A 13,273-nucleotide genomic window follows, 5' to 3' on the forward strand; every position below is an offset into this window, starting at 1 on the left:
TTGCCTTCGATGCGGGCTGCGGGACTTCGGACATGCAATGCTCCCTCATGGCTGAATGGCGGTGAGTCGGGGGAACACGGAACCGGGACGCCGCGGCACTCATCCGCCATACACACGGTCCGCCAGATACGCGAACGCTATCGGGCGCAGGCTTCGGGCCGCTGCCCTCGCGCGATTTACGACCACGTCGCGCGACGGGATGTTCCGCTGCGCGTGCTGCAATACCGACCGCATCATGACATCCTCCTTTGACATCTGCATTCAGTGTGCAAATCGGACCGCAGATCCAGTGCAATCCATGGAAGTGATTCTATGAATTTCTATCATGAATTTGAATTTGATAAATTTCATCTATTCGATAGGCAAAAATAAACGGGGTCGCTAGACCCCGTCCCTGGCCTGCCTCAGATGCACCGCACCCTGCTCAATTCATCGTCGCCGGCATGTCGAGCTTCGCGACGCCTGGCAGGTCGCACGCCGCGATCGCGTCGCTGATCGCGTCGATCGCCGGCATCCGCGTGAAGCTCTTGCGCCACACCAGCACGACGCGACGATCCGGCACCGGTTCGTTGAACGGCACGTACGACAGCAACTCGGCGTCGGGGCCGTTCGCGCGCGGGCCGACTTCGGCGACCGACATCCGCGGCAGCACCGTGATGCCGACACCGCTCGCGACCATATGGCGGATCGTCTCGAGCGACGACCCCTCGAAGGTCTTCTGGATACCGTCGGCCGTCTGCGAAAAGCGCATCAGCTCCGGGCACACGCCGAGCACGTGGTCGCGGAAGCAGTGACCGTTGCCGAGCAGCAGCATGGTTTCCTGCTTCAGGTCCTCGGCGTCGATCTCGTGGCGCTTCTCCCACGGATGGCCGGCCGGCAGCGCGACGACGAACGGTTCGTCGTACAGCGGCCGCACCATCAGGCCGGTTTCGGGGAACGGCAGCGCCATGATCGCGGCGTCGATCTCGCCCTGCTTCAGCAGTTCGAGCAGCTTCAGCGTGTAATTCTCTTGCAGCATCAGCGGCATCTGCGGCACGCGCTGGATCATCTGCTTGACGAGCGTCGGCAGCAGGTACGGCCCGATCGTGTAGATCACGCCCAGACGGAACGGGCCGACGAGCGGGTCCTTGCCCTGCTTCGCGATCTCCTTGATCGCGAAGGTCTGCTCGAGCACGCGCTGCGCCTGCGTGACGATCTGGTCGCCAATCGGGGTCACGCTCACTTCGCTCGCGCCGCGCTCGAAAATCTGCACGTTGAGCTCGTCTTCCAGCTTCTTGATCGCCACCGATAGCGTCGGCTGGCTCACGAAGCATGCTTCGGCCGCGCGACCGAAATGCCGTTCGCGCGCGACCGCGACGATGTACTTCAATTCAGTCAGGGTCATTGTGGGTCAATCAGGGTTATACAGGCGATAGGTTTAATTTATACACCCGTTGGCACCGGTTCGCCAAGTTTCTCTGCATCGCGATGCGCCGAATCACCGCCGAACGGCGGCTTCGTATCAGTCCCTGATTGCGCGAATCAGGCCTTCAGATACTGCTCCCGCCCGCCGAGCCAGCGTGCGAGGTGCTGCGTGACCACGTCGGGATACGCGGCGATCAGCCGCGCTGCCGCGTCGCGGGCCGGGTCGATCAGCCAGCCGTCGGTCTCGAGGTTCGCGAAGCGCAGCATCGCGGCGCCGGACTGGCGCGCGCCGAGAAATTCGCCGGGGCCGCGAATTTCGAGGTCGCGCCGCGCGATCTCGAAGCCGTCGGTCGTCTCGCGCATCGTCTTCAGCCGCTCACGGCCGGTCAGCGACAGCGGGCCCGTGTACAGCAGCACGCAGACCGACGCCGCGGTGCCGCGCCCGACGCGGCCGCGCAGCTGATGCAACTGCGCGAGGCCGAAGCGCTCCGCGTGCTCGATCACCATCAGGGACGCGTTCGGCACGTCGACGCCAACCTCGATCACGGTCGTCGCAACGAGCAACTGCACGTCGTTGCGCGTGAAGGCTTCCATCACGGCCGCCTTGTCGGCCGGCGACAGCCGCCCGTGCACGAGCCCGACCTTCAGTTCGGGCAGTGCCGCGGCCAGCGTCTCGTAGGTCTCCACGGCCGTCTGCAGCTGCAGCGTCTCGCTCTCCTCGATCAGCGGACACACCCAATAGACCTGGCGGCCGGTCAGCGCGGCCTCGCGCACGCGGGCAATCACCTCCTCGCGCCGCGCATCGCCGACGAGGCGCGTCAGCACCGGCGTGCGACCCGGCGGCAATTCGTCGATCGTCGACACCTCCAGATCCGCGTAATACGTCATCGCGAGCGTGCGCGGAATCGGCGTGGCCGACATCATCAGCTGGTGCGGCTGGAAATCGCGCGCGCCGTTGGCCGCGTTCGCGGCCTTCGCGCGCAGCGCGAGACGCTGCTCGACGCCGAAGCGGTGCTGCTCGTCGACGATCACGAGGCCGAGCCGCGCGAATTCGACGGTGTCCTGGATGATCGCGTGCGTGCCGATCACGAGCTGCGCGGTGCCGAGCGCCGCGGCCTCGATCGCCGCGCGCTTCTCCTTCGCCTTCAGGCTGCCCGCGAGCCAGGCGACCGATACGCCGAGCGGTTCGAGCCACGCGCGCAGCTTGCGCGCATGCTGCTCCGCGAGGATTTCGGTCGGCGCCATCAGCGCGGCCTGGTAGCCGGCGTCGATCGCCTGCGTGGCCGCCAGCGCCGCGACGACCGTCTTGCCGCTGCCGACGTCGCCCTGCAGCAGCCGCTGCATCGGATGCGCGAGCGTGAGGTCGTGCGCGATCTCGTCGACGACGCGCGACTGCGCGCCCGTCAGCGTGAACGGCAGCGCCGCGTAGAGACGCGTCGTCAGCGCGTCGGCATCGGTCGCGGTGCGGCGCGGCATCGCGGGCGCCGCGCGCGTGCGGCGCTCCTCGTGCGCGCGCTTGAGCGACAGCTGCTGCGCGAGCAGTTCCTCGAACTTGATGCGGGTCCACGCCGGATGCGAGCCGTCCATCAGCGCGGCTTCATCGGAATCGACGCCCGGGTGGTGCAGGATGCGCACGGCCTGCGCGAGCGTCGGCACGCCGAGCGGCTTCAGGTAGTCGCGTTCGATCTCGGGCGGCAGCAGCTCGGGCAGCGGCGTGCGCTCGACCGCGTTCTCGATCGCCTTGCGCAGATAGGCTTGCGACACGCCGGCCGTGCTCGGATAGACGGGCGTGAGCACCTGCGGCAGCGGCGCATCGGCTTCGACGACGCGCACGGCCGGATGCACCATCTCCATCCCGAAGAAGCCGCCGCGCACGTCGCCGCGCACGCGCAGCCGCTGGCCGACCGCCATCTGCTTGACCTGCGAGCCGTAGAAATTGAGAAAGCGCAGCACGAGCTGCTCGCCGTCGTCGTCCTGGATCTTCACGACGAGTTGGCGCCGCGGCCGGTATGCGACTTCGTTGTCGAACACAACGCCCTCGGTCTGCGCGATGCCGCCCGGCAGCAGTTCGCCGATCGGCGTGAGCGTGGTTTCGTCCTCGTAGCGCATCGGCAGATGCAGCACGAGATCGATCGAGCGTGTGAGGCCGAGCTTCGCAAGCTTGTCGGCGGTCTTCACGGGTTTGTCGGCAGCCGGTTTCTTCTTGCGCTTCGCGCCGGGCGTACCGGCTGCCCCCGCGTCGTCGCTGCCCGCGCCCGGTTCGACGTCGGGCGCGGCGGCGGCCGGCTGCGCGAGCCGCCCGTCGGCGCCGCGCTTCGGGCCCGCGCGGCGCGGCGCGGCACCGCGCGGCTCGACACTTTGCGCGTGCAACGCGGCATCGTCCGCGTCGAACGGATCGGCGGAATCGGCAACAGCGGCGGAGGAACGGCGTGGTGACACAGGCATCGGATCGTCTGGGTGCTTCGCAAGGCAAGTACAATAGCGGCTTTCACGTCGTCCGAACGAACGACGCCGGCCAGGCCGCGCATCCCGCCATCATAGCGGCTTGCGCGCCCCATTCATGCGTTTCCGCCCTGTCGGCGGCGCCCGCCGGCCGTTTCGAACCAGCCCGCATGTTCACGCTTTCCGATTTCGATTTCAATCTGCCCCCCGAGCTGATTGCGCAAACCGCACTGCCCGACCGCACCGCGAGCCGCCTGCTCGAGGTCGATGGCACCGTCGAGCCCGCGCGCCTCGTCGACCGCCGCTTCGCCGAGCTGCCGTCGTGCATCGCGCCGGGCGACCTGCTCGTGTTCAACGATACCAAGGTGCTGAAGGCGCGCTTCTTCGGCCAGAAGGCCAGTGGCGGCAAGATCGAGGTGCTGATCGAGCGCGTGACCGGCACGCACACCGCGCTCGCGCAGATCCGCGCGAGCAAGTCGCCGGGCGCCGGCACGACGCTGCGCCTCGCCGACGCGTTCGACGTGACGGTCGGCGAGCGCGTCGAGCCGTTCTTCACGCTGCATTTCCCGGAGCCGTGCCTCACGCTGATCGAGCAGCATGGCCGCCTGCCGCTGCCGCCGTACATCGAGCACGACGCCGACGCGAACGACGAGACGCGCTACCAGACCGTCTATGCGAGCAACCCGGGCGCGGTCGCGGCGCCCACGGCCGGGCTCCATTTCGACCAGCCGCTGCTCGACAAGCTCGACGCGATGGGCGTCGAGCGCGCGACGCTGACGCTGCACGTGGGCGCCGGAACGTTCCAGCCGGTGCGCGTCGAGAACATCGCCGAGCACCGGATGCACAGCGAGTGGTACGACCTGCCGCAATCACTCGTCGACAAGATCGCCGCGACCCGCGCGCGCGGCGGCAACGTGATCGCGGTCGGCACGACGTCGATGCGCGCGCTCGAAGCCGCGGCGCGCAGCGCCGACGAAGCGGGCCGCCCGCTCGCGGCGACGCAGGCCGAGACCGACATCTTCATCACGCCGGGCTACGGTTTCCGCGTCGTCGATCGGCTCGTGACGAACTTCCACCTGCCGAAGTCGACCCTGCTGATGCTGGTGTCCGCGTTCGCGGGCGTCGAGACGATCCGCGCCGCGTACCGGCACGCGATCGACGAACGCTACCGCTTCTTCAGCTACGGCGATGCGATGCTGCTCACGCGGCGCGACACGCCGGAGGCGCCGCGCGCGTAAGCGCGGCAGGTGCGAAGACGCACCGGCCCGCGACCGCGCAGCCGCCGTGGCTCCCGTTGTCCCGCTGCGCGCGCTCCGATGGCGCGCGCCCGCTTTTCCCAGCCGCCGGCTTGCCGGCGGCGTTTCCAACATGCGCCGGACTGTTCTCCGGTGGCAAGGAGAATGACGCGATGACCGAAGGTTCATCCCACGATACGCACGCTCCCGTGCAGGACCGCCCGGCCAACGGGCTCGAATTCGAACTGCTGACGACCGACGGCCATGCGCGCCGCGGCCGCGTGAAGCTCAACCACGGCGTGGTCGAGACGCCGATCTTCATGCCGGTCGGCACGTACGGCACCGTGAAGGCGATCCAGCCGCGCGAGTTGCACGAGATCAAGGCGCAGATCATTCTCGGCAACACGTTCCACCTGTGGCTGCGCCCCGGCCTCGAGACGATCGACGCGCACGGCGGCCTGCACGGCTTCATGGGCTGGAACAAGCCGATCCTGACCGACTCGGGCGGCTTCCAGGTGTTCTCGCTCGGCGACCTGCGCAAGATCACCGAGGACGGCGTGACGTTCGCATCGCCGATCAACGGCGACAAGCTGTTCCTGTCGCCGGAAGTGTCGATGCAGATCCAGAAGGTGCTGAACTCCGACATCGTGATGCAGTTCGACGAATGCACGCCGTACGCGACCAACGGCGTGCCGACCACGCACAAGGAAGCGGCCGACTCGATGCGCATGTCGCTGCGCTGGGCGAAACGCTCGCTCGACGAGTTCGACCGGCTCGGCAACCCGAACGCACTGTTCGGGATCGTCCAGGGCGGGATGTTCGAGGACCTGCGCGACGAATCGCTCGCGGGCCTGTCGGAGCTCGGCTTCCACGGCCTCGCGATCGGCGGGCTGTCGGTCGGCGAGCCGAAGGAAGACATGATGCGCGTGCTGCGCCACGTCGGCCCGAAGCTGCCGGCCAACAAGCCGCACTACCTGATGGGCGTCGGCACGCCGGAGGATCTGGTCGAGGGCGTCGCGAACGGCGTCGACATGTTCGACTGCGTGATGCCGACCCGCAACGCACGCAACGGGTGGCTCTTCACGCGCTTCGGCGACGTGAAGATCCGCAACGCGACGCACAAGAATTCGCTGAAGCCGCTCGACGCGAGCTGCACGTGCTACACGTGCCAGAACTTCTCGCGCGGCTACCTGCACCACCTGCACCGCGTCGGCGAAATCCTCGGCGCGCAGCTCAACACGATCCACAACCTGCACTACTACCTGCAGCTGATGAGCGAGATCCGCGACGCGATCGAGACCCATACGTTCGACGCGTTCCGCCAGCGCTTCGCGGAGGATCGCGCAAGAGGGGTCGACTGACCGGCCGGCGGGCCGCGTGGCTTCGCACCGCTGCCCGCACCGCGCCACGTCACATAGGATGCGTACTAAATATCGCGTCCCGACCGCCAGTTGTGGCCGCCGAATATTACAATTGCCTTTCCAAACGCGTCGCAACGGTGCCGTTTCATGCTTTAACAGCTTGATCCGAAAGCGCATTTGCTGCGCCGTTTGCACATGGGGCCGGTGGTAGAATAACCGGCTTAATTTTCGATCTTCCCCTACGGAGAGACCAACGTGCCGTTCATTTCCAATGCCTTCGCGCAAGGCGCCGGTGGCGCCGAATCGAGCCTGATGAGCTTCCTGCCGCTCATCCTGATGTTCGCGGTGCTGTACTTCATCATGATCCGTCCGCAGATGAAGCGCCAGAAGGAACACCGCAACATGCTCGCGGCCATGGCGAAGGGCGACGAAGTCGTCACGAGCGGCGGCCTCGTCGGCAAGGTGACGAAGGTCACCGAAGGCTACATCGGCGTCGAAATCGCCGAAGGCACCGAAATCACCGTGCAGAAGGCTGCGGTCACGACCATTCTGCCGAAGGGCACGATCAAGTCGCTGTAAGGCTTTCACCGAGCGTCCGGCTCCCCGCGTCGTGCCCGCCTGAGAGAGCGGGCCGCCGCGGCGCCGGACGCGACGCTTTCACGCCAACCACCCGTTCGGCCCCCTCATGAATCGTTATCCACTCTGGAAATATGTCGTGATGGTCGTGGCGCTCGCCATCGGCCTTCTGTACACATTGCCCAACTTCTTCGGCGAAGCGCCGGCGGTGCAGGTGTCGAGCGGCAAGGCCACGGTCAAGCTCGACTCGACCACGCTGACCCAGGTCGAATCCGCGCTCGCTTCCGCGCAGATCACGCCGGACGACGTCACCTTCGAGAACACGGCGTCCAACGCGAACATCCGCGTGCGCCTGAAGGACACCGATACGCAACTGCGCGTCAAGGACCTGCTGCAGAAGTCGCTGAACGCCGATCCGAACGATCCGCAGTACGTCGTCGCACTGAACCTGCAAAGCGCGTCGCCGCGCTGGCTGACCGCGCTGCACGCACTGCCGATGTATCTCGGCCTCGACCTGCGCGGCGGTGTCCACTTCCTGCTCCAGGTCGACATGACGGGCGCGCTCACGAAGAAGCTCGACTCCGACGCATCCGATGCGCGCACGCTGCTGCGCGACAAGAACATCCGCGACGGCGGCGTGAGCCGCGTCGACCAGTCCGTCGTCGTCAATTTCAGCGACGCGCAGACGGCGGAAGACGCCCGCAAGGTGCTCGCCGCGTCGGTCACCGAACTGCAATGGGCGACCCAGCCCGGCGGCGGCGGCACGCAAGTCGTCGGCACGTTCACGCCGGCCGTGCAGAAGGCCGTCGAGGACGCCGCGCTCAAGCAGAACCTGACGACGCTCCACAACCGCGTGAACGAACTCGGCGTGTCCGAGCCGATCCTGCAACAGCAAGGCAGCGACCGCATCGTCGTCGAACTGCCGGGCGTGCAGGACACCGCTAAGGCGAAGGACATCATCGGCCGCACCGCGACGCTCGAGGCGCGCCTCGCCGATCCGATCAACACGCACCCGAACCCGAACGACCCCGTGCCGCCGGGCGAGGAGCTGTTCACGCAGGGCAACCAGGCGCCCGTTCTGCTGAAGAAGGAAGTGATCTTCACCGGCGACCGCATCATCGATGCGTCGGCCGGCTTCGACGAACACCAGCGTCCGTCGGTCAACATCCGCCTCGACTCGGCGGGCGGCCGCTCGGTGCGCGCGGTGTCGCGCGAGAACATCGGCAAGCCGATGGCGATGGTGCTGTTCGAGAAGGGCAAGGGCGAGGTGCTGACGGTCGCGACGATCCAGTCCGAACTCGGCGACCGCTTCCAGATCACGGGCCAGCCGACGCCGCAGGCGGCGGCAGACCTCGCGCTGCTGCTGCGCGCCGGTTCGCTCGCCGCACCGATGGACATCATCGAGGAACGCACGATCGGCCCGAGCCTCGGCGCGGACAACATCAAGATGGGCGTCCACTCGGTGATCTGGGGCTTCTGCGCGATCGCCGTGTTCATGATCGCGTACTACATGCTGTTCGGCGTGATCTCGGTGATCGGCCTGTCCGTGAACCTGCTGCTGCTCGTCGCGGTGCTGTCGCTGATGCAGGCGACGCTGACGCTGCCGGGTATCGCGGCAATCGCGCTCGCGCTCGGCATGGCGATCGACTCGAACGTGCTGATCAACGAGCGCGTGCGTGAAGAACTGCGCGCCGGCCAGCCGCCGCAGATCGCGATCCAGGCCGGCTACGCGCACGCGTGGGCGACGATTCTCGACTCGAACGTCACGACGCTGATCGCCGGCCTCGCGCTGCTCGCATTCGGCTCGGGCCCGGTTCGCGCGTTCGCGATCGTGCACTGCCTCGGCATCCTGACGTCGATGTTCTCCGCGGTGTTCTTCTCGCGCGGGATCGTCAACCTCTGGTACGGCGGCCGCAAGAAGCTGAAGTCGCTCGCGATCGGCCAGGTGTGGAAGCCGGAAGGCGCCACGGCTGGCGCCTCGTTCGCCGCGGCTGACGAATCGACCGATACCGCACGCGCCGCGAAGCTCGCCGCACCCGCGAAGGGCAACGCACCGCGCGCCGGCAAGCCGCAGCTGCGCAACCGCGCGCAGCAAGGCGTGTCGACGAAGAAACCGGGCTCGACCCAATAAGGCCCCGGAGACGAAGCCATGGAATTTTTCCGCATCCGTAAAGACATTCCGTTCATGCGGCACGCGCTGGTGTTCAACGTGATCTCGCTGGTCACGTTCCTCGCCGCCGTGTTCTTCCTGTTCCACCGCGGGCTGCACCTGTCCGTCGAATTCACCGGCGGCACGGTGATCGAGGTGCAGTACCAGCAGGCCGCGCAGCTCGAACCCGTGCGCGACACGCTCGGCAAGCTCGGCTACGCCGACGCGCAAGTGCAGAACTTCGGCACGTCGCGCAACGTGCTGATCCGCCTGCAGTTGAAGGAAGGCCTCACGTCCGCGCAGCAGAGCGACCAGGTGATGACCGCGCTGAAGGCGCAGAGCCCGGACGTTACGCTGCAGCGCGTCGAGTTCGTCGGCCCGCAGGTCGGCCGCGAACTCGCGACCGACGGTCTCCTCGCGCTCGCGTGCGTGGTGATCGGCATCGTGATCTACCTGTCGATCCGCTTCGAATGGAAGTACGCGGTCGCCGGCATCATTGCGAACCTGCACGACGTCGTGATCATTCTCGGCTTCTTCGCGTTCTTCCAGTGGGAGTTCTCGCTGGCGGTGCTCGCGGCGATTCTCGCGGTGCTCGGCTACTCGGTCAACGAGTCGGTCGTCATCTTCGACCGGATCCGCGAAACGTTCCGCCGCGAACGCAAGATGAGCGTGTCGGAGGTGATCAACCACGCGATCACGACCACGATGTCGCGCACGATCATCACGCACACGTCGACGGAAATGATGGTGTTGTCGATGTTCTTCTTCGGCGGCCCGACACTGCACTACTTCGCGCTCGCGCTGACGGTCGGCATCATGTTCGGCATCTACTCGTCGGTGTTCGTCGCGGGCTCGCTCGCGATGTGGCTCGGCATCAAGCGCGAAGACCTGATCAAGGAAAAGAAGACGGCGCACGATCCGGACGATCCGAACGCGGGCGCGCAGGTTTAAACACCGCGTCGTTTCGGCGGATACCAGAAGGCCGGTCCTGTTGGACCGGCCTTTTTTCATGCGCGAGCCGCGTCCGCTTCCTCCGGCGCGACCGCACGGACCGTCGGCTACAATCGCTTCACCATCCCGCCCCGCCACCCGTCGAAGCCGCGGTCCTCATGATGCCTGCCACGCGTGTCGTTCATCGCATCGTCGCCTGGAGTACCGGTGCCGCCGCCGCGGCCGCGTTCGTTGCATGCGCATCGGCCGCCCGCGCGCAATCCGCGTCCGCCCCGCCCGCCGCTGCTGCTGCCGCGGCGTCACAACCGTCACCCTGCCCGCCCGACTGGGAACCGCAGCTCTGCGAACTGAAGGCCGCGGTCGAAGTGCTGAAGAAGCAGCACCTGACCGACGTCGACATCGGCGCGTTGCTCGACGCCACCGTGCACGACGGAATCAAGACGCTGCCGTATGCGCGCTTCTTCAACGCAAAGGAGGAACAGCAACGGCGCGACGACGAGCGCCGCGCACGCGACGGCACGCCGGGCATCGGCATCGTGTTCGAGACGCGGCCCGACGGCCTGCACATCATCGACGTGATCCCCGACGCGCCCGCCGAACAGGCCGGCGTTCGGCCCGACGATCTCGTCGTCGCGATGAACGACCGGAGCGTCGTCGGGATCGACAGCAGCGAGGTCGTGAATCTCGCGAAGGGCGACGCGGGCGTGCCGCTGAAGCTCACGGTCCGGCGTGGTCCAAACCATTCGACGCTGACCTTCGCGCCGGTCCGCGCAATCGTCCGGCCACACCCGGCGATCGCCAAGCGGCTCGCGGGCGACATCCTGTACACGCGGCTGTCGAGCTTCCCGGAGCCCGCGGTCGGCAACTATATCGACGCGGTGCAGGCCGCGCGCCGCGCGGGGCCGCCAGTGAAAGGCGTGATCCTCGACCTGCGCATCAACGGCGGCGGCGCGCTGAATGCGGCGATCGGCATCACCGCGCTGTTCGCCGGGCGCGACCGCACCGCGATGGTGACGCTCGAGCGCGACGGCACGAAGCGTCGCCGCTTCACGACCAACTGGCCCGACTACGAACTGCCGGTCATGCACGGCCAGGATCCGCTCGCACCGCTGCAGGCAGACGACTGGTGGCGCAGCGTGCCGCTCGTCGTGCTCGTCGACGGACAGAGCGCGTCGGCCGCCGAAGCGACAGCGGCGGCACTGAAGGACCTCGGCCGCGCGCGGCTGCTCGGGATGCCGACCTACGGAAAGGGGCTCGCGCAGACCGGCGTCGACCTGATCGACGGCACACGCGTCAATTTCACGTTCGCGCGCAACCTGCGGCCGAACGGCTGCCCGATGGACGGTTACGGCGTCGTGCCGGACTGGCTCGTGCCGCCGCGCCACGACTCGGACGTCGACGGCGTGCTGCTGTGGTACCGCGAAGTCGATCTCGCCCGCGCGCCGTATGCGGACCGGCTGGCGCCCGATCCGTTCGCGCAGGTACGCAAGGCACGGCAGAAACTGCGCGAAGCGCGCGTGCGCGAGAAAATCGATACGTCGAAGAGCGCGGCGCTGCCGCAGCGGGAATTCGGCACGGATGCCGACTGGCAGCTCCGGCAGGCGCTTGACGCACTCGCCGGCCGGCCGGTGCAGACCATCGCGGCGCCCGCGCAACTGATGCCGGCGCAGCCGGTATGCGAGCGCGGCAGCGACTGACGCGCCGCCGCGCACCCCGCGTCACCGGAACCCGAACCGCCGGCGCAGCACGATCAGCGCCGCGAGGCTCAGCACGGCCGCGAACATCAGGTAGAAGCTCGGCGCGGTCTTCATCCCGGTCGCGCGGATCAGCCACGCGATGATGAACGGCCCGAAGCCACCGAAGATCGTCACCGCGACGTTATACGCAAGCGACATCCCGGTCGTGCGCGTCTGCACCGGAAACACTTCGGAAAGCAGCCCGGGCAGCGCCGCGAAATAGCCGGTCATCAGGAACGCGAGCAGCACCTGCAGCGCGATCAGCGTGCCGAAGCCCGGATGCGCGACCAGGTACGCGAACGCCGGATAGATCAGCACGAGGATGCCGACGGCCGGCGCGAGCATCACGCGCACGCGTCCGTAACGATCCGACCAGTGGCCGACGAGCGGTGCGAACGCCATCTGGATCACGCCGACGACGAGGATCGCGGCAAACGCGGCCGACGGCGCAAGGCCGAGCTGCTTCACGCCGTAGGTCGGCATGAACAGCACGAGATAGGTCGCGACGGTGCCGAGCACCACCACGCCCATCGCGGCGACGAGCCGTGCCTTGTGCGACGCGAACGTGTCGCGCAGCGGGCTCGCGGTGCTTTCGGCGGCGAGGAATTCGGGCGTCTCGTCGACCTTCGAGCGGATGTAGTACGCGACGGGCCCGAGCAGCAGCCCGAAGAAGAACGGGATGCGCCATCCCCACACGGCCATCTGGTCGGCCGTGAGCTGCGCGTTCAGCACGGTGCCGAAGCCGGCGGCAAGCAGCGTCGTGAGCCCCTGGCTCGCGACCTGCCAGCTCGCGAAGAAGCCGCGCCGGCCCGGCACGTGCTCGGCCAGAAACGCGGTCGCGCTGCCGAATTCGCCGCCGGCGGAGAAACCCTGCATCAGCCGCGCGGCGACGAGGATCAGCGGCGCGGCAACGCCGATCGTCTGGTAGGTCGGCAGCACCGCGATCACCAGCGTGCCGGCCATCATCAGCAGGATCGACAGCGTGAGCGCGGCCTTGCGGCCCGCGCGGTCGGCGTACGCGCCGAGCACGATCGCGCCGAGCGGGCGCATGAAGAACGACACGCCGAACGTGCCGAGCGTGAGCAACAGCGACACGGTATCGTTGCCGGCCGGAAAGAACAGCTTCGAGATCGTCACCGCGAAGAAGCCGTAGACGACGAGGTCGAACCACTCGAGCGCGTTACCGATCGACGCGGCGACCACCGCGCGCCACACGCGCGGCGACGAGGCAATGGAGCTGGACTGCGTGACGGCGTGCATCGGCGATCTCCTTGTCGTTGTACGTTGTGTCGGGCGCGCCGATTCTCGCGCCGCGCGCTGCGCCGACGATTATAGGCGCGCAAAAAAAACCGCCGCGCCCCCTGAAAACAGGAGCGCGGCGGCTGGCTCGCGACGGGCCGGCGGCGTGACGCGGCGGCC

Annotated in this window: 9 protein-coding genes; 6 read left to right on the forward strand and 3 right to left on the reverse strand. The window is 67.5% G+C overall.

The window, feature by feature from the left end; all coding sequences use genetic code 11:
• Window positions 1–424: 424 nt before the first annotated feature.
• Window positions 425–1,384, reverse strand: a complete 960-nt coding sequence (locus BTE28158_RS15620; RefSeq protein ID WP_059608281.1) for a hydrogen peroxide-inducible genes activator — start codon at window positions 1,382–1,384, stop codon at window positions 425–427.
• Window positions 1,385–1,521: 137 nt separating this feature from the next.
• Entirely contained in the window at window positions 1,522–3,849 is a 2,328-nt protein-coding gene (recG, locus tag BTE28158_RS15625; protein WP_124902676.1) for an ATP-dependent DNA helicase RecG, read from the reverse strand.
• A gap of 167 nt (window positions 3,850–4,016) precedes the next feature.
• Here recG and queA point away from each other — a divergent pair, with 167 nt between their 5' ends.
• The 6 genes from queA to BTE28158_RS15655 all read left to right on the forward strand — a co-directional run bounded on the left by queA (window position 4,017) and on the right by BTE28158_RS15655 (window position 11,815).
• Window positions 4,017–5,084: a tRNA preQ1(34) S-adenosylmethionine ribosyltransferase-isomerase QueA gene (queA, locus tag BTE28158_RS15630; protein ID WP_059608279.1), complete on the forward strand. Its 1,068-nt coding sequence runs from the start codon at window positions 4,017–4,019 to the stop codon at window positions 5,082–5,084.
• A gap of 170 nt (window positions 5,085–5,254) precedes the next feature.
• The gene (tgt, locus tag BTE28158_RS15635) at window positions 5,255–6,442 is read left to right on the forward strand and encodes a tRNA guanosine(34) transglycosylase Tgt (protein WP_059608278.1); all 1,188 of its coding nucleotides are present in this window, start codon (window positions 5,255–5,257) and stop codon (window positions 6,440–6,442) included.
• Between the two features lie 255 nt (window positions 6,443–6,697).
• On the forward strand, window positions 6,698–7,021 hold the full coding sequence (gene yajC / locus BTE28158_RS15640; protein ID WP_006476868.1) for a preprotein translocase subunit YajC: 324 nt from the start codon (window positions 6,698–6,700) through the stop codon (window positions 7,019–7,021).
• Window positions 7,022–7,127: 106 nt separating this feature from the next.
• Window positions 7,128–9,149: a protein translocase subunit SecD gene (gene secD, locus BTE28158_RS15645; protein WP_059608277.1), complete on the forward strand. Its 2,022-nt coding sequence runs from the start codon at window positions 7,128–7,130 to the stop codon at window positions 9,147–9,149.
• An 18-nt stretch (window positions 9,150–9,167) separates the two neighbouring features.
• Window positions 9,168–10,118 (forward strand): protein translocase subunit SecF, encoded by a 951-nt coding sequence (secF, locus tag BTE28158_RS15650; RefSeq protein WP_059465429.1) that lies wholly within the window; start codon window positions 9,168–9,170, stop codon window positions 10,116–10,118.
• Window positions 10,119–10,276: 158 nt separating this feature from the next.
• A complete protein-coding gene (locus BTE28158_RS15655) occupies window positions 10,277–11,815 on the forward strand; it encodes a S41 family peptidase (RefSeq protein ID WP_174919950.1) in 1,539 nt (512 codons plus the stop codon).
• Between the two features lie 21 nt (window positions 11,816–11,836).
• Here BTE28158_RS15655 and BTE28158_RS15660 read toward each other — a convergent pair whose 3' ends face one another.
• Window positions 11,837–13,114, reverse strand: coding sequence for an MFS transporter (locus BTE28158_RS15660; protein WP_059608275.1), 1,278 nt, complete (start codon window positions 13,112–13,114; stop codon window positions 11,837–11,839).
• Window positions 13,115–13,273: the final 159 nt, after the last annotated feature.

The organism is Burkholderia diffusa (assembly GCF_902499115.1).
Lineage (GTDB): Bacteria > Pseudomonadota > Gammaproteobacteria > Burkholderiales > Burkholderiaceae > Burkholderia > Burkholderia diffusa.

Excerpts from the sequence above, each read along its gene's own strand:
- BTE28158_RS15620 (WP_059608281.1), bottom strand. The coding sequence starts at position 1,384 with ATGACCCTGACTGAATTGAAGTACATCGTCGCGGTCGCGCGCGAACGG.
- recG (WP_124902676.1), bottom strand. The coding sequence starts at position 3,849 with ATGCCTGTGTCACCACGCCGTTCCTCCGCCGCTGTTGCCGATTCCGCC.
- queA (WP_059608279.1), top strand. The coding sequence starts at position 4,017 with ATGTTCACGCTTTCCGATTTCGATTTCAATCTGCCCCCCGAGCTGATT.
- tgt (WP_059608278.1), top strand. The coding sequence starts at position 5,255 with ATGACCGAAGGTTCATCCCACGATACGCACGCTCCCGTGCAGGACCGC.
- secD (WP_059608277.1), top strand. The coding sequence starts at position 7,128 with ATGAATCGTTATCCACTCTGGAAATATGTCGTGATGGTCGTGGCGCTC.
- secF (WP_059465429.1), top strand. The coding sequence starts at position 9,168 with ATGGAATTTTTCCGCATCCGTAAAGACATTCCGTTCATGCGGCACGCG.
- BTE28158_RS15655 (WP_174919950.1), top strand. The coding sequence starts at position 10,277 with ATGATGCCTGCCACGCGTGTCGTTCATCGCATCGTCGCCTGGAGTACC.
- BTE28158_RS15660 (WP_059608275.1), bottom strand. The coding sequence starts at position 13,114 with ATGCACGCCGTCACGCAGTCCAGCTCCATTGCCTCGTCGCCGCGCGTG.